This window comes from Caballeronia sp. AZ1_KS37 (assembly GCF_023631165.1).
Classification (GTDB): Bacteria; Pseudomonadota; Gammaproteobacteria; order Burkholderiales; family Burkholderiaceae; genus Caballeronia; species Caballeronia zhejiangensis.
Window position 1 is genome coordinate 128,468 of sequence record NZ_JALQDP010000029.1, and the last position, 24,975, is coordinate 153,442.

Annotated in this window: 29 protein-coding genes; 21 read left to right on the forward strand and 8 right to left on the reverse strand. The window is 63.4% G+C overall.

Annotated elements, in window-relative coordinates; all coding sequences use genetic code 11:
• Positions 1–45 precede the first annotated feature (45 nt).
• From NCS00_RS16105 to NCS00_RS16120, 4 genes are all read right to left on the reverse strand, one after another.
• Positions 46–642 (reverse strand): H-NS histone family protein, encoded by a 597-nt coding sequence (locus NCS00_RS16105; protein WP_250440491.1) that lies wholly within the window; start codon positions 640–642, stop codon positions 46–48.
• 126 nt (positions 643–768) lie between these two features.
• Positions 769–1,515: an ABC transporter substrate-binding protein gene (locus NCS00_RS16110; RefSeq protein ID WP_284508145.1), complete on the reverse strand. Its 747-nt coding sequence runs from the start codon at positions 1,513–1,515 to the stop codon at positions 769–771.
• Between the two features lie 179 nt (positions 1,516–1,694).
• Complete coding sequence (locus tag NCS00_RS16115; protein WP_250435622.1) at positions 1,695–2,099, reverse strand: Hsp20/alpha crystallin family protein; 405 nt, start codon at positions 2,097–2,099, stop codon at positions 1,695–1,697.
• Between the two features lie 13 nt (positions 2,100–2,112).
• Complete coding sequence (locus NCS00_RS16120) at positions 2,113–2,547, reverse strand: Hsp20/alpha crystallin family protein (RefSeq protein ID WP_008353683.1); 435 nt, start codon at positions 2,545–2,547, stop codon at positions 2,113–2,115.
• A gap of 318 nt (positions 2,548–2,865) precedes the next feature.
• On the opposite strand from NCS00_RS16120, the gene NCS00_RS16125 reads away from it, so the two are divergent.
• The 4 genes from NCS00_RS16125 (at position 2,866) to NCS00_RS16140 (ending at position 5,820) form a co-directional block, all read left to right on the forward strand.
• On the forward strand, positions 2,866–3,054 hold the full coding sequence (locus NCS00_RS16125) for a DUF2970 domain-containing protein (RefSeq protein ID WP_008353682.1): 189 nt from the start codon (positions 2,866–2,868) through the stop codon (positions 3,052–3,054).
• A 68-nt stretch (positions 3,055–3,122) separates the two neighbouring features.
• Complete coding sequence (locus NCS00_RS16130) at positions 3,123–4,103, forward strand: 2-dehydropantoate 2-reductase (RefSeq protein ID WP_250440493.1); 981 nt, start codon at positions 3,123–3,125, stop codon at positions 4,101–4,103.
• Between the two features lie 73 nt (positions 4,104–4,176).
• Positions 4,177–4,557: a nucleotide pyrophosphohydrolase gene (locus NCS00_RS16135; RefSeq protein WP_250440494.1), complete on the forward strand. Its 381-nt coding sequence runs from the start codon at positions 4,177–4,179 to the stop codon at positions 4,555–4,557.
• Positions 4,558–4,638: 81 nt separating this feature from the next.
• Positions 4,639–5,820 carry an acyl-CoA dehydrogenase family protein gene (locus NCS00_RS16140; RefSeq protein WP_250440495.1) on the forward strand — a complete coding sequence of 394 codons (1,182 nt, stop codon included), beginning with the start codon at positions 4,639–4,641 and terminating at the stop codon, positions 5,818–5,820.
• Positions 5,821–5,831: 11 nt separating this feature from the next.
• Here NCS00_RS16140 and NCS00_RS16145 read toward each other — a convergent pair whose 3' ends face one another.
• Positions 5,832–6,083 carry a DUF4148 domain-containing protein gene (locus NCS00_RS16145; protein ID WP_033537146.1) on the reverse strand — a complete coding sequence of 84 codons (252 nt, stop codon included), beginning with the start codon at positions 6,081–6,083 and terminating at the stop codon, positions 5,832–5,834.
• A 209-nt stretch (positions 6,084–6,292) separates the two neighbouring features.
• Between NCS00_RS16145 and NCS00_RS16150 the strand changes: the two genes are divergently transcribed.
• The 5 genes from NCS00_RS16150 to NCS00_RS16170 all read left to right on the forward strand — a co-directional run bounded on the left by NCS00_RS16150 (position 6,293) and on the right by NCS00_RS16170 (position 10,222).
• A complete protein-coding gene (locus NCS00_RS16150; RefSeq protein WP_033537145.1) occupies positions 6,293–7,330 on the forward strand; it encodes a M14 family zinc carboxypeptidase in 1,038 nt (345 codons plus the stop codon).
• Positions 7,327–8,121, forward strand: a complete 795-nt coding sequence (locus tag NCS00_RS16155; protein ID WP_250440496.1) for an alpha/beta fold hydrolase — start codon at positions 7,327–7,329, stop codon at positions 8,119–8,121. Before NCS00_RS16150 ends, NCS00_RS16155 begins: the two co-directional genes overlap by 4 nt.
• 23 nt (positions 8,122–8,144) lie before the next feature.
• Entirely contained in the window at positions 8,145–8,651 is a 507-nt protein-coding gene (locus NCS00_RS16160; RefSeq protein ID WP_250440497.1) for a cupin domain-containing protein, read from the forward strand.
• 298 nt (positions 8,652–8,949) lie between these two features.
• Positions 8,950–9,189, forward strand: coding sequence for a hypothetical protein (locus tag NCS00_RS16165; RefSeq protein WP_008353671.1), 240 nt, complete (start codon positions 8,950–8,952; stop codon positions 9,187–9,189).
• Between the two features lie 139 nt (positions 9,190–9,328).
• The gene (locus tag NCS00_RS16170) at positions 9,329–10,222 is read left to right on the forward strand and encodes a GNAT family N-acetyltransferase (RefSeq protein ID WP_502801584.1); all 894 of its coding nucleotides are present in this window, start codon (positions 9,329–9,331) and stop codon (positions 10,220–10,222) included.
• 16 nt (positions 10,223–10,238) lie between these two features.
• Here NCS00_RS16170 and NCS00_RS16175 read toward each other — a convergent pair whose 3' ends face one another.
• A complete protein-coding gene (locus NCS00_RS16175; protein ID WP_008353669.1) occupies positions 10,239–10,433 on the reverse strand; it encodes a DUF1059 domain-containing protein in 195 nt (64 codons plus the stop codon).
• Positions 10,434–10,557: 124 nt separating this feature from the next.
• Here NCS00_RS16175 and nthA point away from each other — a divergent pair, with 124 nt between their 5' ends.
• From nthA to NCS00_RS16200, 5 genes are read left to right on the forward strand one after another with little or no spacing between them, the layout of a single operon-like run.
• Complete coding sequence (gene nthA / locus NCS00_RS16180; RefSeq protein ID WP_250440498.1) at positions 10,558–11,217, forward strand: nitrile hydratase subunit alpha; 660 nt, start codon at positions 10,558–10,560, stop codon at positions 11,215–11,217.
• Positions 11,214–11,876 (forward strand): nitrile hydratase subunit beta, encoded by a 663-nt coding sequence (nthB, locus tag NCS00_RS16185; protein WP_250440499.1) that lies wholly within the window; start codon positions 11,214–11,216, stop codon positions 11,874–11,876. Before nthA ends, nthB begins: the two co-directional genes overlap by 4 nt.
• Positions 11,873–12,670 carry a nitrile hydratase accessory protein gene (locus tag NCS00_RS16190; protein WP_250440500.1) on the forward strand — a complete coding sequence of 266 codons (798 nt, stop codon included), beginning with the start codon at positions 11,873–11,875 and terminating at the stop codon, positions 12,668–12,670. Before nthB ends, NCS00_RS16190 begins: the two co-directional genes overlap by 4 nt.
• A gap of 22 nt (positions 12,671–12,692) precedes the next feature.
• Positions 12,693–13,079, forward strand: a complete 387-nt coding sequence (locus NCS00_RS16195; RefSeq protein WP_008353665.1) for a tautomerase family protein — start codon at positions 12,693–12,695, stop codon at positions 13,077–13,079.
• Positions 13,076–13,777, forward strand: a complete 702-nt coding sequence (locus NCS00_RS16200; protein WP_250440501.1) for a 4'-phosphopantetheinyl transferase family protein — start codon at positions 13,076–13,078, stop codon at positions 13,775–13,777. The genes NCS00_RS16195 and NCS00_RS16200 overlap by 4 nt, the downstream gene beginning before the upstream one ends.
• 16 nt (positions 13,778–13,793) lie before the next feature.
• Here NCS00_RS16200 and NCS00_RS16205 read toward each other — a convergent pair whose 3' ends face one another.
• Positions 13,794–14,300: a M48 metallopeptidase family protein gene (locus NCS00_RS16205; RefSeq protein ID WP_008353662.1), complete on the reverse strand. Its 507-nt coding sequence runs from the start codon at positions 14,298–14,300 to the stop codon at positions 13,794–13,796.
• Positions 14,301–14,552: 252 nt separating this feature from the next.
• Between NCS00_RS16205 and NCS00_RS16210 the strand changes: the two genes are divergently transcribed.
• Together NCS00_RS16210 and NCS00_RS16215 are read left to right on the forward strand one after the other, a co-directional pair.
• Positions 14,553–15,068 (forward strand): metal-dependent hydrolase, encoded by a 516-nt coding sequence (locus NCS00_RS16210; protein ID WP_008353661.1) that lies wholly within the window; start codon positions 14,553–14,555, stop codon positions 15,066–15,068.
• 27 nt (positions 15,069–15,095) lie between these two features.
• Positions 15,096–15,590, forward strand: a complete 495-nt coding sequence (locus NCS00_RS16215) for an LEA/WHy family protein (protein ID WP_250440502.1) — start codon at positions 15,096–15,098, stop codon at positions 15,588–15,590.
• On the opposite strand, the gene NCS00_RS16220 is transcribed toward NCS00_RS16215, so the two are convergent.
• A complete protein-coding gene (locus NCS00_RS16220) occupies positions 15,587–16,012 on the reverse strand; it encodes a cupin domain-containing protein (protein WP_250440503.1) in 426 nt (141 codons plus the stop codon). The genes NCS00_RS16215 and NCS00_RS16220 overlap by 4 nt on opposite strands.
• 221 nt (positions 16,013–16,233) lie before the next feature.
• On the opposite strand from NCS00_RS16220, the gene NCS00_RS16225 reads away from it, so the two are divergent.
• The 5 genes from NCS00_RS16225 to NCS00_RS16245 all read left to right on the forward strand — a co-directional run bounded on the left by NCS00_RS16225 (position 16,234) and on the right by NCS00_RS16245 (position 24,840).
• Positions 16,234–21,099: an NAD-glutamate dehydrogenase gene (locus NCS00_RS16225; RefSeq protein ID WP_250440504.1), complete on the forward strand. Its 4,866-nt coding sequence runs from the start codon at positions 16,234–16,236 to the stop codon at positions 21,097–21,099.
• A gap of 185 nt (positions 21,100–21,284) precedes the next feature.
• Complete coding sequence (locus NCS00_RS16230; protein ID WP_250440505.1) at positions 21,285–21,968, forward strand: CsgG/HfaB family protein; 684 nt, start codon at positions 21,285–21,287, stop codon at positions 21,966–21,968.
• A 28-nt stretch (positions 21,969–21,996) separates the two neighbouring features.
• Positions 21,997–22,359 carry a DUF4810 domain-containing protein gene (locus NCS00_RS16235; protein ID WP_250440506.1) on the forward strand — a complete coding sequence of 121 codons (363 nt, stop codon included), beginning with the start codon at positions 21,997–21,999 and terminating at the stop codon, positions 22,357–22,359.
• Positions 22,360–22,368: 9 nt separating this feature from the next.
• The gene (locus NCS00_RS16240) at positions 22,369–23,043 is read left to right on the forward strand and encodes a DUF799 domain-containing protein (RefSeq protein ID WP_250440507.1); all 675 of its coding nucleotides are present in this window, start codon (positions 22,369–22,371) and stop codon (positions 23,041–23,043) included.
• Between the two features lie 408 nt (positions 23,044–23,451).
• Positions 23,452–24,840 (forward strand): FAD-binding oxidoreductase, encoded by a 1,389-nt coding sequence (locus tag NCS00_RS16245; protein ID WP_250440508.1) that lies wholly within the window; start codon positions 23,452–23,454, stop codon positions 24,838–24,840.
• Positions 24,841–24,975 lie beyond the last annotated feature (135 nt).

Sequence of the window (24,975 nt, forward strand, 5' to 3'; positions counted from 1 at the left end):
AATTGAGTTTTCGTCGATCTCAAACAATGGGATGACGTCAGGGTTTCATACGGAAGCATCGCCCGTTGTCGTGGATGGCGATGTTTCGGCACCGCCTTGTTCCGGCAATGCGGCTTTTGCCGCGCGTTTGCGGGGCGCGCTGCGCTTCACCGCCGGTTTCACTGCCGGTTTCGCCGCGACGGATTTCCTTGCTGCCGGCGCCGCTGCTTTCTTCTTCGCAGCAGTTTTTTTCGCCGCCGCTTTCCTCGCTACAGCCTTCCGTTTGACCGCGGTCTCCGCACTTTCCGCATCGATCAGAAACTTGCTGCGATCCTTCACGTTCGCGATCCACGCGGGCGGGCGCGCCCAGCCGCTCCACGTTTCACCCGTCTTCGGATTGCGATACTTCGCGGGCAGCTTGCCCTTCTTCGCGAGCTTGGTCATCGCTTCGTGACGGCCGGCGGGCGCGGGGTACGCGACCTGCGGCTTGCCCGCGCGTTTGGCCTTCTTGCCGTGACGGTCGATATCCGCGGTCGTGAGGCCGTGCCTTTCCATCAGCGCGCGAATATCGTCGAGTACGGCTTGCGCGCGTTTCGCGATCAGCTTCTCGGTCTGCGCCTGGAGCTTCTTCAACTTCGCCTGCATCTGCTTGAGCGTCGCCATCGTTGTCTCCTTGTTGTCGGTTATGTATGTGAGTCTAGGCGAGAGCGAAGCAAGCGGGATAACCTCGCCGCCCGCGAACGAAGTTATCCGCATTGGATGGATCGTTCGCGGGCAACGTATTCCAAATCACTCGCCGTAGATATCGAAGTCGAAGTACTTCTGTTCGATGCGCTTATACGTGCCATCCTTGATCATCGCGGCGATGGCGCCGTCGAGCTTATCCTTCAGGTCCGTATCTTCCTTGCGCAGGCCGATTGCCGTGCCCGGACCGAAGATCGCACTGTCTTCCAGCGCGCCGCCCGCGAAACCGTAGGGCTTGCCGCGCGGCGTCTCGAGAAAGCCGCGTTCGGCTTGCACCGCGTTTTGCAGCGACGCATCGAGCCGTCCGGCGAGCAGATCCTGATAAACCTGATCCTGATCCGCATAGGACACGACCTTCACGCCTTTCGCGCCCCAATGCACCTTCGCATACGTTTCCTGCATCGAGCCTTGCTCGACGCCGACAGCTTTTCCCGCGAGCGATTCCGCCGTCGGCTGGATGTTCGAATCGCGTTTGGCGACGAGGCGCGTGGGCACGTGAAAGAGCTTGCTGGAGAACGCGATCTGCTTGACGCGCGCGGGCGTCATCGACATCGTGGAGAGCACGCCGTCGAACTTGCGCGATTTGAGGCCGGGAATCATGCCGTCGAATGCATTTTCGACCCATACGCATTTCGCGTTGAGACGCCGGCACAGTTCATTGCCGACATCGATATCGAAGCCGACCAGCGTGCCGTCGAGCGCTTTCGATTCGAAAGGCGGATAACTCGCATCGACGCCGAAGCGGATAGTCGACCACTCTTTTGCATGCGCTCCGATCGATACGGCAAGCATCGAACCCAACAACACCGTTACCAGCCTCTTCACGATAGTCCCTTCTTTCTATGAGTATTCGAATGGTTGGCGAATTAAACCGCCGTTGAAGATTATAGAGGCGTGCGCGCAGTGCAAAAGAAAAAGCGGCCGCGAAAAATCGCGGCCGCTCGAGGCAAAACTGATAACTTTTCCGATGCTTAACCCGCGCGTACTTCGACGCGGCGCGGACGCGCTTGCTCGCGACGCGGAATCGTGAGTCTCAGCACGCCATTGCTGAGATTCGCGTCGATCTTCGTCGTGTCGAAGTCTTCGCTCACCGTGAAGGCGCGTACGAAACGCGGCGCGCGCAGTTCGGCATGATGCACGCGCACCGTGCCCGGCACAGGCAATGCTGCTTCGGCTTCGATGGTGAGGCGCGCATCGTGCACCTTCACGTCGAGCTTCTCGCGCGACACGCCGGGCAGATCGGCCCACAGCGTGATGCCATTGCTATCTTCGACGATATCGACCGCGGGTGTGACCGTTGCGCGGCGTGCATTGTCTTCGTTCTTGCGCGCAGCGTCGTTCGTGTTTTGCGCGGCGACTTGAGTGTTCTCGGTCATGATGTGCTTCCTCTTACTGAATGGTGATCGCACGCGGCTTCGATGCTTCGCGCTTGCCGATGGTGATGGACAACGTGCCGTTCTCATAGCGCGCTTCGACCTTGTCCGCGTCCGCGTTTTGCGGCAGTTCGATCACGCGGCGGAAGCTGCCGGTGAAGCGCTCTTTCGCATACGTGCGCGCGCCTTCCACCGTTGCCTGCGCCTTGCGTTCGCCGCTAATGGTGAGCGTGCCTTTATCGACGGTCACATCGAGCGATGCAGGCTCGACGCCCGGCGCGAACGCGACGATATGAATCGCATCGTCCGTGCTGCCGATGTTCAGACGCGGGAAAGCATCCGCGCGGCTCGAACGCATGCTCGAAGGAAGATTGCCGAAGAGCGAGGACATCTGCCGCTGCATGCGGTCCAGTTCAGAGAAAACGTCGCCGCTGAAATAAAAGTCACTCATGGTCCAGTCTCCGATAGTGCGGCCAGCGCGGCCTGCAACAGGAAGTTGAATCGACGACGCGGTTATCGCCGTCAGTGCATCGAAAGTAGGAGCGAAGGCTATCGTTTCAATACCGCCGCGCTATGTTTCAAGCGCAATTTTTTTTCTCCGGGCGGCTCTTGAAAGAAGCCGAAGCGCGCTTACATCCGTCCGAATGCGCTTCTTGCAGGTCGTTCTGCTACCGTCGAATACAGCGCAACTGCTGCTGTTTTTCATGTCATGGAGCCGGCATCCTCATCGCGTGAAAGATCGATACGGATTCAGGCGAAGGAGCCGCTCATGGAACTCTTGAAGATGTTGCGCATCGTGCTTTGGAGCTTTTTCGGCGTGCGCAAGCGCGCTTCGCACAACGCAGACTTCGCGCAGGTCAGGTTGCCGCTATTGCCGGTCATCGCCGTGATGCTCGCGGGCGCATTCGGCCTGACGCTGCTGACGGTGGCGAAGCTCGCCACGGGCATCGCGCACTGAACGCACGAGCGCGCCGTCCCGCTCTTACAATGGCGATCGGATGATTGCCACGAGCGAGGACGGGAACGATGAAAGTATGCGTTTATGGCGCGGGCGCCATCGGCGGATGGATCGGCGTGAAGCTCGCGCAGGCGGGCTGCGATGTCAGCGTGGTCGCGCGCGGCGCGACGCTCGATGCGCTGAAGACGGAAGGGTTGCGGCTCGTCGAAAAGGACGCCACGCATGTCGTGAAGGTCGCGGCGAGCGCCGAACCCGCTGATCTCGGCGTGCAGGATCTCGTCGTGGTTGCAGTGAAGGCGCCCGCGATGGAATCCGTCGCCGCGCATATCGCGCCGCTGCTGTCGAATGAAACCCCCGTGCTGACCGCGATGAACGGTGTGCCGTGGTGGTTCTGCGACGGCCTTGGCGAACCGTTCACCGGCAAACGTCTTTCGTCCGTCGATCCGCAAGGCAAGATCGCCGCGGCGATTCCGGGCACGCAGACGGTCGGTTGCGTGGTGCACGCGAGTTGCTTCGTAGAAGCGCCGGGCGTCATCCGGCATCATCAGGGCAAGGGGCTGATTATGGGCGAGGCGACGGGCGCACCGACCTCACGCACCGAATCGCTCGTTTCGCTCTTCTCGAAGGCGGGCTTCGACGCCACGCTCTCCGCGCAGATTCAACGCGACGTCTGGTTCAAGCTATGGGGCAACATGACGATGAACCCCATCAGCGCGATCACCGGCGCGACCACCGACCGCATTCTCAGCGACGATCTCGTGCGCGGCTTCGTCACGAACGTGATGCTCGAAGCGAAGGAAATCGGCGCGCGCTTCGGCATTCCCATCGAACAGAAGCCCGAGGATCGCCACGCCGTGACGCTCAAGCTCGGCGCGATGAAAACGTCGATGTTGCAGGACGTTCAGGCGGGCAAGGCGGTCGAGCTCGATGCGCTCGTCGCGTCCGTGCGCGAGTTGGGCGCGATGACCGGCGTGCCGACGCCGTTCACCGATGCGCTTCTCGGGCTCGCACGCCTGCACGCTCGCACGCTCGGGCTCTATCCGGCCTAGGCCGGCTCACCGCGCCACTCTGTCCGGCGAAGGCAGCACCTTCGCGCACACCCGACATCTTCAGAGGAACCCCATGGAGCAACAGGATCAGCGGGAAACCGCGAGCGAGCTCGTCGCAATGCGCGACATGCTGCGCGAGTTCGTCCGCGAGCGGGACTGGAGCCGCTTTCATTCGCCGAAGAATCTGGCTGCGGCGTTGTCGGTGGAAGCGAGCGAGTTGCTCGAACCGTTCACGTGGCTCGCCACCGGCGACAGAACCGAACTCGACGAATCGAAGCTGCAAGCCATTCGCCACGAAATGGCGGACGTGCTCGCCTATCTCGTGATGCTCGCCGACTCCCTCGACGTCGATCTGCATCGCGCGCTGATCGAGAAGATGGCGCTGAACCGGTCGAAATATCCGGTGCACAAAGTGAAGGGCGACGCGCGCAAGTACACGGAGTACGACGACTGACACCCGGACGAACGCCACTGGCGCACGATGCGCCCGCGCGGTTAAGCTTGGCGTTCAGCCCGTTCCCTTAGAGGATTGTCGATGGACTTTTCGCTTTCTCCGGAGTTGACCGATCTGCAGGCGCGCGTGCGCGCTTTCATCGCTGAAGAGATCGTGCCGTTCGAGCGCGATCCGCGTTGCACGCCGCATGGCCCGAACGAAGCGCTGCGCGCCGAGTTGATCGCGAAAGGGCGCGCGGCGAAGCTGTTGTCGAGCCACGTATCGCCCGAATTCGGCGGCCTGGGCCTGAATCACGTCGCGAAAGCCATTCTGTTCGAGGAGGCGGGCTATTCGCCGCTCGGTCCGGTCGCGCTGAACATCGCCGCGCCCGACGAAGGGAACATGCATCTGCTCGAAGCCATCGCTACGCCGCAGCAAAAGGAGTGCTGGCTGCGTCCGCTCGCGGCGGGCGAGATTCGCTCGTGTTTCTGCATGACCGAGCCGCCGCCGGGTGCGGGCGCCGATCCGGCGATGCTGCAGACCATCGCCGTGCAGGACGGCGACGACTACGTGATCGACGGACGCAAATGGTTCATCACGGGCGCGGAAGGCGCGGCGGTCGCGATCATCATGGCGAAGTTCGCCGACGGTCCCGCGACGATGTTCCTCGCCGATATGTCGAGCCCCGGCATCGTGATCGAGCGCGCGATGGATTCGCTCGATACGTGCTTTCCCGGCGGCCACGGCGTCGTGCGCTTCGAGGGCCTGCGCGTGCCGAAGGAAAACGTATTGGGCGAGCCGGGCGAAGGATTTCGCTACGCGCAGGTGCGGCTATCGCCGGCGCGTCTCACGCACTGCATGCGCTGGCTCGGCGCCGCGCGGCGCGCGCACGATGTCGCGACGGCGCATGCGCGGCAGCGTCAGGCGTTCGGCAAGGCATTGGGCGAGCACGAAGGCGTCGGCTTCATGCTCGCCGATAACGAAATGGATCTGCACGTCACGCGTCTCGCCATCTGGCATTGCGCGTGGGTGCTCGATCAGGGCGTGCTCGGCAAGCACGAATCGAGCATCGCGAAAGTGGTGTCGTCGGAGGCGCTGTGGCGGGTCGTCGACCGCTCGGTGCAGGTGCTAGGCGGGCAGGGCGTCACGCACGAAACCGTCGTCGCGCGGATTTTCGCGGACATGCGCGCGTTCCGTATCTACGACGGTCCGTCGGAAGTGCATCGATGGAGCATCGCGCGGCGCATCCTGCGCGGGCCGAAGCCGCGCGGCGAATCGGCCTGACGAATGCGCGCTTACTGCACGCGGGTTTCGCCGCGAGCCTGCCGTTGCGCGATGATGCGGCTCGCGCGCATCGCGTTGTCCGGGTAGTCCAGCCAGTCGTTCGGATCGTAGCCGACCGAGCGCCACAGCAGAAATTCCTGCCGGACCTGGTCGCGCGTTTTCGGCGCGTTCGGATCGGTGGTTTGCGCCGGCGGTTGCGCGAGCGCGGACGCGGCGCAGCACAAAGCGAGCGCGCCGAGGATGATGCGGGAAATGGATGTCATGACGAATACCTCACACCGCGTAGCACGGCGATTTCATTCTAGGTGACGGAACGAAAACGCGCAGAACACGTTGTTCGCGTTCGGCGCGTCGCGTTTCATATGTCGTGTGCTGACGAACCGCCCTATACTCGATTTCTTCGGGCGGGGCGTTCCGGCGATTCATAGAACCATAGCCTGAGCCAACGAATACACGACAAACAGGCCCAGTCATGAGCACGTCGAGCGTTGCCATCACCAGCAGTTTTCCGGAGATGGACGAACTGAAAGCGATTCGCGTCGCGGGCGGCGCGCGCTTCGCGTGGCACACGATCGGCGAAGTGCGCGCACGCGAGCATATGTTTCCGATCCTGACCGCGGCGATCGGCTCGGACGATCCGCAAGCGCCCGCCATCGGCTTTTTCGGCGGCGTGCATGGGCTCGAATGCATCGGCACGCAACTCGTCCTCGAATACATGCGCGCGCTGTTGCGACGGCTCGAATGGGACGACACGCTGCATCATCAACTGCGCGCGGTGCGGCTCATCTTCATGCCGATCGTCAATCCCGGCGGCATGTTCGCGCGCACCCGCGCGAATCCGAATGGCGTCGATCTGATGCGCAACGCGCCGCAAAGCGCCGAAGGACGCGTGCCGTTTCTCGCGGGCGGACAGCGCATCGGGCCGTGGCTGCCGTGGTATCGCGGCCCGGCCGATGGCCGCATGGAAGTGGAGAGCGCGGCGCTGCTTTCCGTTGTCGAGGAACAGTTGATGTCGCGGCCGTTGAGCTTCGCGCTCGATTGTCATTCGGGCTTCGGCTGGGACGACAGCATCTGGTTTCCCTACGCGCGCACCGAGCGGCAAATGGCGCATCTGCCGGAAATGTTTCTGCTGAAGACGATGTTCGAGGAGTCGTATCCGCATCATGGCTACGCGTTCGAGCCGCAGAGTCATCAATACCTGCTGCACGGCGATCTGTGGGATTTCGCGTATGACCGCTCGCGCGCACCCAACATCTTCCTTCCGATGACGCTCGAACTCGGCTCGTGGCGCTGGATTCGAAAGAATCCGATGCAGCTTTTCTCGCGCCTCGGCATCTTCAATCCGATCAAGGCGCACCGGACGAGGCGCGTGCTGCGGCGTCATCCGAACTTCTTCGATTTCCTCACGCGCGCGGCGTTCTCGTCGCGTCGCTGGCTACCGAGCGGCGAATTCCGCGAGGACGTGCTGCGGCGCGCGCGCGAGCACTGGCAACGCACGGCCCTGCGATGAGCCAGTGGATCCTTCTGCGCGGCCTCACGCGTGAAGCGCGTCACTGGGGCGCGTTCGATGCGGCGCTCGCCGCGCATGGGCTCGCAGGCGCGGGCGAGCGCGCGATATGCATCGATCTGCCGGGCAATGGCGTCGAACGCGCGCATGGGGCGCCGCTTTCCGTCGTCAGGATGATGGCGTTCGTTCGCGAGCGCGCCGCCGCGCTGAACATACGCATGCCGTGCCGCGTGCTTGCGATGTCGCTCGGTGCGATGGTCGCCACTGCGTGGGCCGAACATCATCCCGGCGAGATCGAGCGGCTCGTGCTGATCAACACCAGCATGCGCCCGTTCGCGGGCGTGTCCGAACGCCTGCGTCCCAATGCGTGGCCGATGCTCGCGCGAATCGCAATGACGTGGACGCTGCCCGAGCGATGCGAAACGCTCATCCACGCGCTGACGTGCAGTCGTATCGACACGCGTGACGCGGATATCGCGCACTGGGCGCATCTTCGGCGCACGCATGGCGCGAGCGCGGCGAACGCGCTGCGTCAACTCGCGGCGGCGGCGCGCTTTCGCGCGCGCGTCGATGCACCGCCATGTCCCGTATTGCTGCTATCGTCGGCGGCGGACCGGCTCGTCGATCCGATATGCTCGCTGCGCATCGCGGCGCAATGGCGTGCCTCGCACGCGGTGCATCCGTGGGCGGGCCACGATCTGCCTCACGACGATGCCAACTGGACGTGCGCAGCCATCGCCGCGTGGCTCGACGAGCGCAAGCGCACGCGTGACGTTTCCGTGACGAGTGCATGACACCCATTTGTTTCAAGGTCAATATGAAACCGCCCATCATCAATCTCGATGCGCTCGAACCGCAACCGCTGCCGCCGCAATTCGCGCCGACGGGCGCCGCCGCCGAACGTTACGCGCCGCGCATCGCGCGTATCGGCGGCATGCTCGGCGCGAGGAAGCTCGGCTATAGCCTCATCGTGCTCGAAGCGGGCAAGCGCGCGTTTCCGTTTCATCATCATCGTGTGAACGAGGAGATGTTCTTCGTGGTGGAAGGCGAGGGCGAAGTCCGCATCGGCCAGGAGACGCATGCGATTCGCGCGGGCGACGTCATCGCCTGCCCGCCTGGCGATGCATCGACGGCGCATCAGATCGTCAACACGGGCGCGCAACCGTTGCGCTACCTTGCGGTCAGCACGATGCAATCGCCCGAAGTGGTCGAGTATCCGGATACGGGCCGCCAGGCCGTGCTCGTCGCCGACGAGCCGGGCGTGAAGGGCTTGCGCGCCGTGTTTCGCGCAAGCGATTCACTGCACTACTGGGACGGCGAATAGAAATGCAGCAGGCACGACGATGGCGAACACCGTCGTCGCTGCCTTCCATGCTTCGTCATGTAACCGTCACGAATTTCCCGTTAGCGCATGTAACGGACGTGCGTTTCGCGCGACGCATAGGGGAAATCTCGTGTTGCAACGCAGCATCCCATTGCGTATGCTGTTCCTGGCAGGTGGCACAGGCCGCCGCCGCACGCATTCGAGCATCGACACGAACAATCAAACGCCGGCAAGCACAGAGCGTTTCATCGGGCGGGCCGGTAAGCATTACGGTCGTCAGCCTGAGGGAGCCGCACATATGGAACTGACCACATCGTCGCAACCGACGCTGCACGTCTTTCATCAGGAAGGAGGGTGGCATTGGGGCATCACCGTCGAGCGAGCGGCGGGAGGCGGAATGAAGGTCGTCGCGTATAGCGACGAAGGCTTCGGATCCGAGGAAGAGGCACGCGAGGACGGCGAACACGTCCTGCGCTCGGAAGACTGGCGCTCGCGCCAGAGTTTCAGCCGCAGCGAGCGGCGTCAAGGGTATTCCTGATCGGGGCGGCACACGCTCGCCCCCGTTATCGTCCCACCGTTCTTTTTTCCCCTCGTTGCACCCACGCCTCGCAACATCTTTCGCCTGCACCGGAAACGCGCGACACTGAACGCATCCGCATTCCGACAAGGCGCGTCCCATGCCGTCCGTTCCCTGTCCCTCGCACGCGACACCCGACAATCCCCGTTTCGCAATACGCCGCATGACGCCGCGCGATGTCGACATCGCGCTCGAATGGGCCGCGACCGAAGGATGGAATCCCGGTCTCGACGACGCCCGCTCGTTCTTCGCCGCCGATCCGCACGGATTTTTCGTCGGCACGTGGGACGGCGCGCCGGTCGGCTGCATCTCGGCGGTCGCATACGGCGATGCGTTCGGTTTCGTCGGCCTCTATATCGTGGTTCCGGAATGGCGCGGCAAGGGCTTCGGCATGCGCTTGTGGAACGAAGGCATGGCGTATCTCGGCGCGCGCACTATCGGGCTCGATGGCGTGCTCGCGCAGCAGCCCAACTATCGGAAATCCGGCTTCGTGCTGGCGTATCGCAACGTGCGCTATGAAGGCATCGCATCGGCGGATGAAGATCCTGCCGATGGAGCCACGATCACCGATGCGCTGAACATCCCCTTCGCGCGGCTTCTCGATTACGACACCCGCATGTTCGCGTGCGAGCGCACCGCGTTCCTGCGAGCGTGGCTGTCGCAACCGCAGGCGCACGCGCGCGCACTCGCCGCGCTCGATGGCGACGCGGTGAGCGGCCTCGCCGTGATCCGGCGTTGCGGCGCGGGCCACAAGATCGGTCCGCTCTTCGCCGACGATCTGAGCACGGCGCGCGCGCTGTATCGTGGGCTCGTTTCCGTGCTGCCCGGCGAGACCGTGTTCCTCGACGTGCCCGAAATCAATCCTGCGGCGGTGGTGCTGGCGGTCGAACACGACATGACGAGCGTCTTCGAAACGGCGCGCATGTACACGCGTGCGGCCCCGGACGTGCCGCTCGCGCGTGTCTTCGGTGTAACGACCTTCGAGCTCGGCTGAGAACGCCAAAGACCGGTCAGGCCGGCGGCGTGCCGTCGTGAAAGAAGGTCTTCAGTTGCGAGCGCAGTTCGGGCGAATCCGTGTGCTGATGGACGGCGACGGCATGCTGCACGGCCGCTTCCATCAACTCGTCCTCGCTGTCGGCGGACAGGACGACGCTGCATTTCACGTCGCTCGGGCACTCGCGGCAATCGATGTACTTGCGTGTCATGGCATCCTCCTCGCATGAGACGCTGAATCCAGTATAGGCGGCGCGCCGCGTCACGGTGACGAGGTTTGCGCGCGCGCGCACACTCCGGTAACGTGTGACGTCTGTGCCACGCGCGAGCCCGCTCATGAGCCACGATCATCCGCACCATCACGACCACGACCACGATCACGATCACGCCGGCAGTGAATTGCCGGAGATGGACCTGCGCGTGCGCGCGCTCGAATCGCTGCTGGTCGAAAAAGGGTATATCGATCCGCGAGCGCTAGACGTCTTCATCGAAACCTACGAGCACAAGGTCGGGCCGCGCAATGGCGCGCGCGTCGTCGCGAAGGCGTGGAGCGATCCCGCGTTTCGCACATGGCTTTTGGACGATGCCACCGCCGCCATCGCCTCGCTCGGTTTCACCGGCCGGCAAGGCGAGCACATGGTCGCGCTCGAGAACACGGAGGACGTACATAACATGGTCGTCTGCACGCTGTGCTCGTGCTACCCGTGGTCGGTGCTCGGGCTGCCGCCGGTCTGGTACAAGTCGGCGCCGTATCGCTCGCGTGCGGTGATCGATCCGCGCGGCGTGCTGCGGGATTTCGGCGTCGAATTGCCGGAACAGGTCGAGTTGCGCGTATGGGATTCGACCGCCGAAGTGCGCTATCTCGTCGTGCCGATGCGTCCCGCCGACACCGATCATCTCGACGAAGACGCGCTCGCCGATCTCGTCACACGCGATTCGATGATCGGCACGGGCGTCGCGCTCGCGCCGGCGCAGGCAACGGGAGCATCGGCATGAACGCGGCGCACGACATGGGCGGCATGCAGGCGTTCGGCCCCATCGAAATCGATGCCTGCGACGCGCCGGGCGCATCGCCGTTTCACGCGGAATGGGAGCGCCGCGTGCTGGCCGTCACGCTCGCGATGGGCGCGACGGGCCAATGGAACATCGACACGTCCCGTGCCGCGCGCGAAAGCCTGCCGCCCGCGCAGTATCTCGGCAGCAGCTATTACGAAATCTGGTTCGAAGGCTTGAAGAAACTCTTGACGGCGAAGGGACTCGCGAGCGCCGATGAGATCGCGAGCGGCCGTTCGCAATCCGCCGCGAAGCCGAACGTGCGCGTGCTGAAAGCGGAGGACGTGAGCGCCGCGCTGTTGCGCGGTGCGCCGGTCGATCGTCCGGCTGCGTCGGCGGCGCGCTTTTCCATCGGTGATGAAGTCCGCACGAAACTGATGAATCCGCCGACGCACACGCGTCTGCCGCGCTATTGCCGCGGCAAGCTCGGGCGCGTCGTCGCGGTGCGCGGCACGCACGTCTTTCCCGATGAAAACGCGCTCGGTCACGGCGAGCATCCGCAATGGCTCTACACCGTGCGTTTGGAGGCTAAAGACTTGTGGGGCGCGGACACGACCGCGTCGTCGGTGTGTGTCGATTGCTGGGAACCGTATCTCGAATGACCTCGACCGACGCTGAATCGAAGCTGAAAGAACTGCGCGCCGCGTTGCCCGAACTGCCTTTCGACGGCGACGGTCCCGTGTTTCGCGCGCCGTGGGAAGCGCAGGCGTTCGCGATGGCGCTCGCGTTGCACGAGCGCGGCGTGTTCACCTGGAAGGAGTGGGCGCACGCGTTGAGCATCGCGATCGAGGACGCGCAGGCGGCGGGCGATCCCGATCACGGCGACACGTATTACGCGCATTGGCTCAGCGCGCTCGAACGCCTCACTGCCGAAAAGGGATGCGTGAGCGACGCGATGCTTGCGCAGCGGCGCGACGAATGGGACGAGGCCGCGCGCGCCACGCCGCATGGCCAGCCGATCGTGCTTACGCGCGCATTGCCCGCCGCGACGCTCGATGCGTATCGCGCGGCGATCTATCGGATCGAAGCGCAGCCGGACATCGACATGAAGATCGGCGTCGCGAATCGCGATGTCGTTGCCTTGCTCGAAAAGCATGGCGTCGCAAGCGCGGTGTTCGTCACGGCGTTCAATCCGTTCGGTCATGTGCTCACGCCGCAAGAAAATGCGCTGCGCCAGCGGGCGCTGATCGAACGCGTCGGACAGATGGAATTGCAGGCGCTGCCGGGCGCGGGCATTGATCCGCAGCATGTCTGGGTGGCCGAAGCGAGCCTCTTCGCGCTCGGCGCGACCCGCGACACCGCCGATACGCTGATGACGCAATTCGCGCAGAACGCCGTCGTGTATGTCGACCGCGCGGGCGTGCCGGAATTGCTGCTGCATCCGGATCATCGCTGAAACTAACCAACAGGAGAAACCCATGCCGCTCGTTCGCATCGATCTGCAGAAAGGCAAGGACAGCGCGTATCGCACGACTATCGGCGATGTCGTGTACGACGCGATGCGCTCGACGCTCGACGTGCCCGAGAACGATCGCTTTCAGATCGTCGCGGAGCACGGCGCGACGGACTTCATCGTCGATCGCACGTATCTCGGCATCAGCCGCACGGACGATTGCGTCGTGATCCAGGTCACGCTCAACGAAGGCCGCGACCTCGCGAAAAAGAGCGCGTTCTACAAGGCGGTCGCCGATGGCTTGCACGAACGTCTCAAGCTGCGGCGCGAGGATGTTTTCATCAGCCTCGTCGAAGTGAAGAAGGAGAACTGGTCCTTCGGCAACGGCGAGGCGCAGTACGCTCCCAAATGACCGAAGCAACGATTCCCTTCGATGTCCGCCCGATGCCGCTTCCCGATCACGCGCCCGGTGACGTGCGCGTGTGGCTGCTTCATATCGATTTTTCGATGCCGCTCGACAGCGCCGCCTACGCCGTGATGAACGCGGATGAACGCGCGCGCGCCGCGCGTTTTCTGCGTCACGCGGATGGCGCGCGTTTCGGCGCGGTGCGTTGCGCGCTGCGGCATCTGCTCGCGGCCGAAACGGGCGACGATCCCGCGCGTCTCGCGTTCGATGCCGGCGATCGCGGCAGGCCGTTTCTCGTTCGCCGGAACGCGCCGGATTTCAACGTGTCGCATTCGGGCGGCTATGGCTTGATCGCGATGTCGCGAGAAAGGCGCGTGGGCGCCGATATCGAGGAAGCGCGCGCGACGTTCGATTGGCGCGATCTCGCGCCCGCGGTGCTCGGGGATATCGACCGGCGCGAAATCGAAGCCTTGCCCGACGATGCCGCCCGAAACCGCGCGTTCTTCGACTGCTGGACGGCGAAAGAGGCGGTGCTGAAGGCGCACGGCGATGGCATCGGCAGCACGGATGTCGCGATGCACGGCTTTTCGGTTCTTCCGCGCAGGGACGTTCGCTATGCGGTGACGCACGGCGCGGGCGCGTTCGACGCTATTTCGCTCACCGCGCCCGACGGATACGCTGCCGCGCTAGCCTGGTCCTATTGATGCGCCGCAGCGACGCTCACGCCACTTTCGTGCGGAGCAAATCCCGATGCGTGAGATAAAGCCGCAAGTCGAATTCGATCTGATGGTAGCCGGGCTGCATCAACTCGCACAGGCGATAGAAGGCCTTGTTGTGATCGCTTTCCTTCAGATGCGCGAGTTCATGCACGACGATCATCCGAAGAAACTCGGGCGCGGTGTCCCTGAAAAGCGACGCAATGCGGATTTCCTTCTTCGCCTTGAGCTTCGCGCCCTGCACGCGCGAGATGGCGGTGTGCAGGCCGAGCGCGTGACGCAGCACGTCGAGCTTGCTGTCGTAGAAGACTTTGTCGATTGCAGGCGCGACGCGCAGGAATTCCTGCTTCAGATCTGAGCAATATTCATAGAGCGCGCGATCGGACTGTACGGCGTGCCTGTTCGGATAGCGCGCGTCGAGATACGAACCCAGTTGTTGCTGGGCGATCAGTCGGCGAACCTTGTCCTGCAGCACGTTCGGGTAGGCGCTCAGGTATTTCAGGTGTTGCATGACGGCCAAATTCGATAAAAATGCCTGCGTGCGCAGGCGGGCGTGGGACGCATCGGGCAGCGTCCGCAGCGTGATTTGCGCAGCGATTCAGCAATCATTTTAGTCAACGCCGCGCGGCCTCGCCGACGCCGTTCGCACAAGCGTGTTTCGACGCACGCAATTGCGTAAGTTTATGTTTCAGGCCGGTTTCGACCCCAGCGACCGTGCGAACATGCGCCCTCTTCGGGCAAGGGCGACAAAGGCGGTTTCTTCATGGCATCGAGCAAGGCTCATCATGCGACGGGATGGGCGGCAGGCATCATCGCGGCGGCGATCGTGACGCATCCGGCCACGGCGGGCGGCGCGAACATGCTCGCGGGCGTTTTCGCGCTGCTCGCGGGCGTCGCCGGGGCGACCGCGCCGGACTGGCTCGAAGTCGCGTGGTGGACGCGCGCGCGCAAGCTCTGGATCACGCATCGCACGCTCACGCACTGGGGCATCGGCTGGGTTGCGCTGCTCGCGCTTTCGTATCACTTTCTCGGCCGGCATCCGGCGGCGCCCGTCGCGTTCGGCTTCGCGTGCGGCGGGCTCATGCATCTCTTCGCGGACTGGCCGAACCCGCTCGGCGTGCCTTGGATCGCCGCGCGCCATTCGCTCAATCTATGGACGAGCGGCCATTGCGATCTGATCATCGTCGCGGCTGCGTGGGCTGCAGCGCTTTTCGTCGTCGACGATGTCTGGTTTCATCATGTCTATGGCCGCATGCTGCTGAACGCACTACATATCTAGCACGACATCGCGAGGAGTCACGTTCTCATGCAACCGAATCCCATGCGCAACCGCTTCGCTTACTTCCTTGCCGCCTTTGTCGCGATGCTCGCGCTCGGCGGCTGCGCGGGCTTCTTCAATCGCGACGCGATGCGCGTGAGCGTCGCGGGCATCGAGCCGCTCGAAGGGCAAGGGCTGGAGATGCGTTTCGCCGTGAAGCTGCGCATTCAGAACCCGAACGACGCGCCGATCGACTTCGATGGCGTCGCGCTCGATCTCGATCTCAACGGCCGCGCATTCGCGAGCGGCGTCAGCGATCAGCGCGGAACGGTGCCGCGTTTCGGCGAAACGGTGCTGTCCGTGCCGGTGACGGTATCGGCATTCTCGATGGCGCGCCAGGCGTTCGGCTTCGCGAGCGGCGACACCGTCAGCAAGGTGTCGTATGCGGTGCGCGGCAAACTCGCGGGCGGCGCGTTCGGCGGCGCGCGCTTCGCCGACAGCGGATACGTCGATCTGCCGGGCATGGGCGCGCCCGGCTACTAGGGCGCGGACGGTTCCCACGGATCGTAAGGCACGACGCGATCCGCCTCGTTGGCGTCGTTGCGGGCGATCACGGCGCGCGCTGCTTGCGTCGCGCTCAGATTGACCGGCTGATGCGGCACGCCCGGCGGAATGAATACGAAGTCGCCCGGCTCGTTGATGACCGATTCCGCCAGTCCCGGCCCATAGCGCGTCTCGATGCGTCCTTCGAGTATGTAGATGCCGGTCTCGTAGCCAACGTGGATGTGCGGCTCGCCGCGTCCGCCCGGCGGCACGACGACGATATGCATCGCGAGTCCGCGCGTGCCCGCCGTCTTCGCCGACAGCCCGATGAAATACGGCAGATGCTGAACCGTCGCGAGTTGCTCTTCCGGACGCACCGTGACGACCGTCTGCTGCGCTGTCTCTTCAGTGAAATCCTGCATGGCGATGCCTCCGTGAGCCGCTCTTCAGCTATCGACAATAGTCGAAAGCCGATGTCGCGCAAAGGTCATGCGATGCGGCTAACGTAGCCGGAATGCGCGCACCGTCTTTGTGCAACCGCACATGCCCGACCCGCGAGCGATGCGCCGGGGCGGCGCATAATCTCCTTGATTCGAAGCGCGAGCCGCAATCGCACCGCAACCGAAAGCCTCGGGAGGACACCATGCTGGTCAAGAACGAAGCGCGGGTCGAACATCTCATCAACGATCTTCTCGAGTTCGCGAGAGGGCGATTGCCGGAGCCAAGCTTCAAGGTCATCGAGCCGCTGCTTCGCTATTACTACGAGCAGGTCGATGTCGAGGATATCGCGAGCCGGGATGTCGCCGATCTCTACGGCGCCGCGATGGCGCACTGGCAGACCGCGCAGAAGTTCGTGCCGGGGCGCGAGGTGCTGCGCGTCTACAACCCGAATCTGGAGCAGCACGGCTGGCATTCGGATCACACGGTCGTCGAGATCGTCAACGACGACATGCCGTTTCTCGTCGATTCGGTGACGATGGAACTCAACCGCCTGGGGCTCGCGCTGCATTCGGCGATTCATCCGGTGTTTCGCGTCTGGCGCGCGAGCAAGGGCGCGCATACGGGCGAGATCGAGCGCATCCGTCAGGGTCATGCCGAAGCGGGCGACGGCAACTCCGAGCTCGAATCGTTCATCCATTTCGAAGTCAATCGCTGCGGCGACGGCGAGCGTCTCGACGAAGTGCGCGAGAACATCGCGCGCGTGCTCGGCGACGTGCGCGCGGCGGTCGAAGACTGGCCGAAAGTCACCGAGGCCACGCGTGTAGCGATAGACGATCTGAAGGCGCGCGATACGACGCCCGACGGCATCGAGTCCCGCGCGTTCCTCGAATGGATGGTCGCCGATCACTTCACGTTCCTCGGCTGCCGCGATTACGAACTCGTCGAGCATGAAGGCGGCTTCGCGCTGCGCGGCGTGGCCGGCTCGGGCCTCGGCATTTTGCGCGAAACCTTGCGCGCGCCGTCCGACGGGGACGTGACGCCGCTGCCGCCGGGCGCGGCCGCGATCATCGAAGGCGCGGCGCCGATCTTTCTGACGAAGGCGAATTCGCGCGCGACGGTGCATCGGCCGGGCTATCTCGACTATGTCGGCGTGAAGCGCACGTCGCCGGATGGCAAGGTGATCGGCGAACGGCGCTTCCTCGGTCTCTATACGTCGACGGCGTATCTCGTGCCCACGTCCGAGATCCCGATCGTGCGCCGCAAATGCGCGAACATCGTGCGGCGCGCGGGCTTTCTCGCGAAGGGGCATCTGGCGAAGTCGCTTATCACGGTGCTCGAACAATATCCGCGCGACGAACTGTTCCAGGCCGATGAAGACGTGCTCTTCGATATCGCCATCGGCGTGCTGCGTTTGCAGGAACATCAGCGCACGCGGCTTTTCGTGCGGCGCGACCGCTTCGACCGCTTCGTGTCATGCCTCGTCTTCGTGCCGCGCGACAAGTTCAACACCGACTTGCGCCGCCGCATCAGCCGTGTGTTGATGGAAGCGTTCAACGGCAAGAGCATCGAGTTCACGCCGCTCCTGTCCGAATCGCCGCTCGCGCGCATTCATATCGTCGTGCGTGCGGACAGAGGCGCGATGCCCGAAGTCGATACCCGCGAACTCGAAGCGCGCGTCGTGCAGGTCGCGCGCCGCTGGCAGGACGATCTCGCCGATGCGCTCATCGACAGTCACGGCGAGGAAGCGGGCAACCGGCTCCTGCAGCGTTATGCCGATTCGTTCCCGGCGGGTTATCGCGAGGACTATCCGGCGCGCACGGCGGTGCGCGACATCGAATTGATCGAGGCGACGCATACGCGGCCCGGCGGCTTGTCGATGAGCCTGTACCGGCCGATCGAAGCCGGACGCCGCGCGTTTCGCTTCAAGGTGTATCGCGTCGGCGATCCGATCGCGCTGTCGCACAGCCTGCCGATGCTGGAGCATCTCGGCGTGCGTGTCGATGAAGAGCGGCCGTATCTGATCGAGCCGACCGGCGCGCCGAATGCGTGGATCCACGATTTCGGGCTGGAGTTGCAGGACGACGTGGAATTCGATATCGATCGCGTGAAGCCGCTCTTCGAAAACGCGTTCGCGAGCGTGTGGTCGGGCGAGATCGAGAACGACGACTACAACCGTCTCGTTCTGCGCGCGGAGTTCGGCGCGCGCGACGTGACGATCATGCGCGCCTATGCGAAATATCTGCGGCAGGTTGGCTCGACCTTCAGCGATGCGTATATCGAGCGCGCGCTGATCGGCAATCCGCTGATCGCGAAGAAGCTGCTGCAACTCTTCATGGTGCGTTTCGATCCGGCGCGCGGCGGCTCGGCGGAAGATCGCGACAAGGCCGCCGAACGCGTGCTCGCCGATATCGAAGCCGCGCTCGACAAGGTGCCGAATCTCGACGAAGACCGCATCCTGCGTCAGTTTCTGGGCGTCATCACGGCGACGGTGCGAACCAATCATTTCCATCGCGATGCGCAAGGCCAGCCGCGTCCGTATGTGTCGTTCAAGCTCGATCCGTCGATAGTGCCGGGCTTGCCCGAGCCGAAGCCGATGTTCGAAATCTGGGTCTATGCGCCGCGCGTCGAGGGCGTGCATTTGCGCGGCGGACGCGTTGCGCGCGGCGGGCTGCGCTGGTCGGACCGGCGCGAGGATTTCCGCACCGAAGTGCTCGGCCTCATGAAAGCGCAGATGGTGAAGAACACAGTGATCGTGCCGGTCGGATCGAAAGGCGGCTTTGTCGTGAAGAATCCGCCGCCCGTATCGGATCGGGAAGCGTTTCTCAATGAAGGCATCGCGTGTTATCAGATGTTCCTGCGCGGCCTGCTCGACGTGACCGACAACCGCACGCCCGATGGCATCGTGCCGCCGCCCGATGTCGTGCGCCGCGATCCCGACGATCCGTATCTCGTCGTCGCCGCCGACAAGGGCACGGCCACGTTCTCCGACTACGCGAACGCGATCGCGCACGAATACGGCTTCTGGCTCGACGATGCCTTCGCGTCCGGCGGGTCGGTCGGCTACGACCACAAGAAGATGGGCATCACGGCGCGCGGTGCGTGGGAATCGGTGAAGCGGCATTTCCGCGAGATGAACTTCGATACGCAGACGACCGATTTCACCGTGGTCGGCATCGGCGACATGTCCGGCGACGTCTTCGGCAACGGCATGCTGCTGTCGCGCCATATCAGGCTGATTGCGGCGTTCGATCATCGGCATGTGTTTCTCGATCCGACGCCCGATGCGGCCACGAGCTTCGATGAGCGCGCGCGTCTTTTCGCGCTGCCGCGCTCCAGCTGGGCCGACTACGATCCCGCATTGATCTCGACGGGCGGCGGCGTCTATCCGCGCACGGCGAAGTCGATTCCGATCTCGCCGCAAGTGCAGGCGGCGCTCGGCATCAGCGCATCGGTGCTCGCGCCGAACGAACTGATCCGCGCGATCCTGCTGGCCGAGGCGGATCTGCTCTATAACGGCGGCGTCGGGACGTATGTGAAGTCGAGCGCGGAGACGCATCAGCAAGTCGGCGATCGAACGAATGATGGCGTGCGCGTGAACGGCGCGGAACTGCGCGTGAAGGTCGTCGCGGAAGGCGGCAATCTCGGGCTCACGCAACTGGGGCGCATCGAGTTCGCGCAGAAGGGCGGCCGCATCAATACGGATGCCATCGATAACTCGGCGGGCGTCGACTGTTCGGATCACGAGGTCAACATCAAGATTCTGCTTGGCCTCGTCGTCGCGGATGGCGAGATGACCGAGAAGCAACGCAACGCGCTGCTCGCCGAAATGACCGATGAAGTCGGCCTGCTCGTGCTGAAGGACAACTATGCGCAGACGCAGGCGCTGTCGATCGCAAAGCGCCATGTCGCCGAAACGCTCGACGCCGAAGCGCGCATGATGCGCTTCCTCGAACGCGCCGGGCGCCTGAAACGGCGCATCGAGTTCCTGCCGAACGACGACGACATCAACGAGCGCGCGGCGGCGAAGTCGGGGCTGACGTCGCCAGAACGCGCGGTGCTGCTCGCGTACGGCAAGATGTGGCTCTACGACGAACTGCTCGAATCGGACGTGCCCGAAGACGCGCTCGTCGCGGACATGCTGCCCGAGTATTTCCCGAAGCCCTTGCAGCAGCGCTATAGCGAGACGATGCAGCGCCATCCGCTGAAGCGCGAGATTCTCGCGACGCATCTGACGAACGCGCTCGTGAATCGTGTGGGCTGTACGTTCGTGCATCGGCTGATGGAAGAGACCGATGCGCGCCCGAGCGATATCGTGCGCGCGGCGCTGATGTCGCGCGATGTCTTCGATCTCGACGATTTGTGGCGCAGCATCGACGGACTCGACAACATCGTCGCGGATGAAGTGCAGGCGCGCATGTTCGTCGATGTCGTGCGTCTGCTCGACGATACGTCGCTGTGGTTCCTGCGTCATCTGAAGCACAACGGATCGGGCTCGAACGAGGCGAAGGGTTTGCTCGCGCGTTGCCGCGAGGCGGCGCTTCGACTCGCGCCGCAACTGCCGGCGCTCTTGCCCGCGACGCAGCTCGACGCGTGGTACGCGCGGCGGCGCGATCTGGAGGATGCGGGCGTCGAGAGCAGTCTCGCGGCGCGCGTCGCGAGCGGCGAGATCGCGACCGCCGTGCTCGACAGCGCGGAAGTGGCGGCGTGTTCCGGGCGCGGCCTGGAACTGGTGGCGAGCGTGTATTTCGGCATCGGCACGTTGCTCGATTATCGCGGCATCGCCGAACGGGCGATGGCACTGCCGATCACGACGCACTGGGACTTGCTCGCGCGCGCGGCGGCGCTGGAAGAGCTCGCGCGATTGAAGCGCGCGCTGACGGTGAGCGCGCTCGAACAGTCGCGCGGCATCGATGCGCCGGATGTGATCGTCGAGAGCTGGCGCGCGAAACGGCAGGACGCGCTGGATCGGTACACGCGCTTGCTGGCCGAATTGCGGGCGAGCGGCGGCGCGAGTTTGTCGATGCTGCTGGTGGTCGTGAGGGAGATGGCGGTGCTGGAGAGAGCGTAGGGACCGTGGGGATTGGCGGCCTTTTATCAATTCTCAACAAATCGTCTCAGGCGTTCCCCTCGGCACTCATTTTTAGGAACTGTCCTTCTTTTTGAAAGATTTGAATTGCCAAATAATTGTCGATTTTTCGAAAGCACCTGTCTGACGGCAGGTGTTTTCAAGATTCGACGTTTTGGAGGCAATTCATGAGCGTTATCAAAGGGCGCCTGGCGATCGCGGTTGCGGTCGCGTCCGTTGCAGTTCTGTCTGGCGGATGCGCGACCGAGGCGTCGCACTCGGTTGCGGTTCCCGCCGTCGCGAGTTCCCAGAAGCCGTTCGCGGGCAAGCCCGTGCCCGTCGCCATCGGCAAGTTCGACAATCGCTCGAATTACATGCGTGGCGTGTTCTCGGATGGCGTCGATCGCCTTGGCAGTCAGGCGAAGACCATCCTCGCCACGGCCTTGCAGCAAAGCCGACGCTTCACCGTGCTGGATCGCGACAACCTTGGCGAAACGAAACAGGAAGCCGGGTTCGCGAACAAGGCGCAGTCGATTCGAGGCGCGAATTACATCATCACCGGCGACGTGACGGAGTTCGGCCGCAAGGATGTCGGCGATCAGCAATTGTTCGGCATTCTCGGACGCGGGAAGACTCAGGTGGCCTATGCGAAGGTCAGCCTCAATATCGTCGATATCGCCACGTCCGAGATCGTGGCGTCGAGCCAGGGCGCCGGTGAATTCAGTTTGTCGAGCCGCGAAGTGATCGGCTTCGGCGGAACGTCGAGCTATGACTCCACGCTCAATGGCAAGGTGCTCGATCTTGCGATCAGCGAAGCGGTCAATCACCTGGCCGAACAAGTCGATGCCGGCGCCCTGCCGGCCGCAAAGTAATTCCACTCGTTTTCATTCGAACAACAACATGATCGTCAAGATTCACAAACTGACCGGCTTCGCGCTGCCGGTCGCGGTGGCGGGCTCGCTGCTGACGGGTTGCGCAACACAGACCACGTCGCTTTATCAATGGGACGGCTATCAGCCGCAGGTCTACGAATACTTCAAGGGACAAACGAGTCCGTCCGACCAGATCGCCGCACTCGAAGCGGCCCGCGAGAAGGTCTTCGCAAAGGACAAGACATTGCCTCCGGGCTTTCGCGCGCATCTCGGCATGTTGTACGCGACCGTGGGCAAGGGCGCCGAGGCTCGTCAGCAATTGACCGAGGAAAAGGAGCGCTTTCCCGAGTCGTCTACGTATATGGATTTTCTGTTGAGCAAACTTCAGTAAGCACCGACCATGACTTTCAATATTTCCCGCAAACTCATCGCGGTGCTGTCGATCCTCTTGACGATGACCGCATGCGCTTCGCGCTCGCCGAGCCAGACGGACTACACGGCGTTCCGCAACAGCAAGCCGCGTTCGATTCTCGTTCTTCCGCCTGTCAACGACTCGAAGGATGTCGGCGCGACCTACGGCATGCTGTCCCAGATGACGATGCCGCTCGCCGAGGGCGGTTACTACGTCGTGCCGGTCGCCGAGATGGAAGAGACCTTCAGGCACAACGGTCTGACGACTGCAAACGACATTCAGGACGTTTCGGCGGCGAAGCTGCGCAGCATTTTCGGCGCGGACGCAGCGTTGTACACGAAGATCACCGCATACGGCTCGTCGTATCAAGTGGTCGCGAGCACGACTCAGGTCACGGCCGCGGCGAAGCTCGTCGATCTGCGCTCAGGCGAAACGCTTTGGAGCGGTTCGGCCACGGCGAATGGCAACGAGGTCGGCACGAACGTGAGCGTCGGGTCCGGTCTCATTGGCGCGCTTGTGCAAGCTGCTGTCACGCATGTCGTGAATGTCACCAGCGACAAGTCATGGGCCGTTGCGGGACTCACTAGTCAGCGCTTGCTGGCAACGGGTGGATCGAACGGTCTGCTGTATGGGCCACGCTCGCCGAAATACGGAACGGACTGACCGGGACATAACGCGAGAAGCGACAACGCGCCGAATCATCGGCGCGTTTTTTTTCGCCGATTAAACCGTCGTTTCCTTAATAGATGATCGCTAAATGAGGAATACACACCAAGCTCATGAAGCACTGAATGCACTCGCTCGCCGCATCGGCAACTTTGTCCGATACATGCTAGATCACATGCACGATTTAACTGCTCGGAGACTTTACATCGCGTAAATCAAGGCATTAAATCAACAGGCGGGCCGAAGCGTCCGCTTGTTGCAATTCATCCCCGTTCTCGTGATTTCTCCGACGTGCATCCGATCGACATGCCACGCACGGTCCGATGGCGGGTTCCTTGCGCTTTCGCGTACCAACTGGCAGGGTCGGACACGTCGCGGCGCTTCATATAGCAGCGAGGTCTCACAATGAGCAACATTTCAGGCGAAGCGATCGACACCCTCAAGGCGTCGGTGCGAGGCAGGCTCATCACACCGTCGGATTCCGATTACGACGAAGCGCGCAAGGTCTGGAACGCGACTATCGACAGGCGCCCCGCGCTCATCGTGCGTTGCGCCGGCGCGGCTGACGTCATCGCCGCGCTAGCGTTCGCGCGCGAGCAGGGCGTACTCGTTTCGATTCGCGGCGGATCGCACAACATCGCGGGCAGCGCAGTCAGCGACGACGCCTTGATGATCGATCTCTCCGCGCTGAAGTCCGTACGTATCGATCCGCAAGCGAAGCGCGCCTATGTCGAGCCCGGCGCGCTGCTCTCCGACTTCGATCACGAAGCGCAGGCATTCGGCCTCGCGACACCGCTCGGCATCAACTCGACGACGGGCGTCGCCGGTCTCACGCTCGGTGGCGGCTTCGGCTGGATCAGCCGCAAGTTCGGCGTGACAGTCGACAATCTCGTCGCAGCGGAGATCGTCACGGCCGACGGCACCTGGCGCCGCGTGAGCGCGGACAGCGAGCCCGATCTCTTCTGGGCATTGCGCGGCGGCGGCGGCAACTTCGGCGTCGTGACGCTCTTCGAATATCAGCTGCATGAAGTCGGTCCGCAGATATACGGCGGCCTCGTCGTCTTTCCGCTCGAACAGGCGAATGAGGTTCTGCCGAAGTATCGCGAGTTCGTCGCGCAATGTCCCGACGAGCTCACCGTGTGGGCCGTGCTGCGTCTCGCGCCGCCGCTGCCGTTTCTTCCCGAGGACGCGCACGGCAAGCCCGTGGTCGTGTTGGCGAGTTGCTATGTCGGCCCGGTCGAAAACGGCGAAAGGGCGCTCGCGCCCGTACGCAGCTTCGGCGCGCCCTATGGCGAACATCTCGGCGCGATGCCGTTCGCAGCATGGCAGAAGGCGTTCGATCCGCTGCTCACGCCGGGTGAGCGCAACTACTGGAAATCGCACAACTTCGCGAGTCTGAACGACGCAACCTTCGACATCCTGACGAATGCGGTGAAGTCGCTTCCGTCGACGCAGTGCGAGGTCTTCATCGGCGCGATGGGCGGGCAGACGAATCGCGTGCCGGTCGATGCAACCGCTTATGCGAATCGCGATTCGATCTACACGATCAACATTCACGGCCGCTGGAGCGAGGCCGCGGACGACGAGAAGTGCACGAAGTGGGCGCGCGACATGTTCTCCGCGATGACGCCGCATGCAATCGGCAGCGTCTACGTGAACTTCATGACGGGAGAAGAAGGAGACCGTGTGAGAGCGGCGTATGGTCCGAATTACGAGCGGCTCGCCGAAGTGAAGCGGCGCTACGATCCGGATAACCTGTTCCGCAGCAATCAGAACATCACGCCGGCGGCGTGACGGCAGGTGCGTCGTGTTTCGCGATGAAACAACACCCACCCCAACCGTCGTTCACGGCCCGGTAACTTTACCGCCCAAATACCGCCTTCCGAACATATACCCCTCGTTATATGCTTTTTAAAATAAGACCTTTAG

Bases quoted from the DNA above. Each gene is read 5' to 3' on its own strand.
- NCS00_RS16225 (WP_250440504.1), top strand. From the start codon at position 16,234: ATGCTGGTCAAGAACGAAGCGCGGGTCGAACATCTCATCAACGATCTT.
- NCS00_RS16120 (WP_008353683.1), bottom strand. From the start codon at position 2,547: ATGAGTGACTTTTATTTCAGCGGCGACGTTTTCTCTGAACTGGACCGC.
- NCS00_RS16135 (WP_250440494.1), top strand. From the start codon at position 4,177: ATGGAGCAACAGGATCAGCGGGAAACCGCGAGCGAGCTCGTCGCAATG.
- nthA (WP_250440498.1), top strand. From the start codon at position 10,558: ATGAGCCACGATCATCCGCACCATCACGACCACGACCACGATCACGAT.
- NCS00_RS16215 (WP_250440502.1), top strand. From the start codon at position 15,096: ATGCAACCGAATCCCATGCGCAACCGCTTCGCTTACTTCCTTGCCGCC.
- NCS00_RS16220 (WP_250440503.1), bottom strand. From the start codon at position 16,012: ATGCAGGATTTCACTGAAGAGACAGCGCAGCAGACGGTCGTCACGGTG.
- NCS00_RS16150 (WP_033537145.1), top strand. From the start codon at position 6,293: ATGAGCACGTCGAGCGTTGCCATCACCAGCAGTTTTCCGGAGATGGAC.
- NCS00_RS16230 (WP_250440505.1), top strand. From the start codon at position 21,285: ATGAGCGTTATCAAAGGGCGCCTGGCGATCGCGGTTGCGGTCGCGTCC.
- NCS00_RS16240 (WP_250440507.1), top strand. From the start codon at position 22,369: ATGACTTTCAATATTTCCCGCAAACTCATCGCGGTGCTGTCGATCCTC.
- NCS00_RS16200 (WP_250440501.1), top strand. From the start codon at position 13,076: ATGACCGAAGCAACGATTCCCTTCGATGTCCGCCCGATGCCGCTTCCC.
- NCS00_RS16170 (WP_502801584.1), top strand. From the start codon at position 9,329: ATGCCGTCCGTTCCCTGTCCCTCGCACGCGACACCCGACAATCCCCGT.
- NCS00_RS16165 (WP_008353671.1), top strand. From the start codon at position 8,950: ATGGAACTGACCACATCGTCGCAACCGACGCTGCACGTCTTTCATCAG.
- NCS00_RS16175 (WP_008353669.1), bottom strand. From the start codon at position 10,433: ATGACACGCAAGTACATCGATTGCCGCGAGTGCCCGAGCGACGTGAAA.
- NCS00_RS16160 (WP_250440497.1), top strand. From the start codon at position 8,145: ATGAAACCGCCCATCATCAATCTCGATGCGCTCGAACCGCAACCGCTG.
- NCS00_RS16210 (WP_008353661.1), top strand. From the start codon at position 14,553: ATGGCATCGAGCAAGGCTCATCATGCGACGGGATGGGCGGCAGGCATC.
- NCS00_RS16140 (WP_250440495.1), top strand. From the start codon at position 4,639: ATGGACTTTTCGCTTTCTCCGGAGTTGACCGATCTGCAGGCGCGCGTG.
- NCS00_RS16115 (WP_250435622.1), bottom strand. From the start codon at position 2,099: ATGACCGAGAACACTCAAGTCGCCGCGCAAAACACGAACGACGCTGCG.
- NCS00_RS16195 (WP_008353665.1), top strand. From the start codon at position 12,693: ATGCCGCTCGTTCGCATCGATCTGCAGAAAGGCAAGGACAGCGCGTAT.
- NCS00_RS16125 (WP_008353682.1), top strand. From the start codon at position 2,866: ATGGAACTCTTGAAGATGTTGCGCATCGTGCTTTGGAGCTTTTTCGGC.
- NCS00_RS16145 (WP_033537146.1), bottom strand. From the start codon at position 6,083: ATGACATCCATTTCCCGCATCATCCTCGGCGCGCTCGCTTTGTGCTGC.
- NCS00_RS16205 (WP_008353662.1), bottom strand. From the start codon at position 14,300: ATGCAACACCTGAAATACCTGAGCGCCTACCCGAACGTGCTGCAGGAC.
- NCS00_RS16105 (WP_250440491.1), bottom strand. From the start codon at position 642: ATGGCGACGCTCAAGCAGATGCAGGCGAAGTTGAAGAAGCTCCAGGCG.
- NCS00_RS16155 (WP_250440496.1), top strand. From the start codon at position 7,327: ATGAGCCAGTGGATCCTTCTGCGCGGCCTCACGCGTGAAGCGCGTCAC.
- NCS00_RS16245 (WP_250440508.1), top strand. From the start codon at position 23,452: ATGAGCAACATTTCAGGCGAAGCGATCGACACCCTCAAGGCGTCGGTG.
- NCS00_RS16190 (WP_250440500.1), top strand. From the start codon at position 11,873: ATGACCTCGACCGACGCTGAATCGAAGCTGAAAGAACTGCGCGCCGCG.
- nthB (WP_250440499.1), top strand. From the start codon at position 11,214: ATGAACGCGGCGCACGACATGGGCGGCATGCAGGCGTTCGGCCCCATC.
- NCS00_RS16130 (WP_250440493.1), top strand. From the start codon at position 3,123: ATGAAAGTATGCGTTTATGGCGCGGGCGCCATCGGCGGATGGATCGGC.
- NCS00_RS16110 (WP_284508145.1), bottom strand. From the start codon at position 1,515: ATGCTTGCCGTATCGATCGGAGCGCATGCAAAAGAGTGGTCGACTATC.
- NCS00_RS16235 (WP_250440506.1), top strand. From the start codon at position 21,997: ATGATCGTCAAGATTCACAAACTGACCGGCTTCGCGCTGCCGGTCGCG.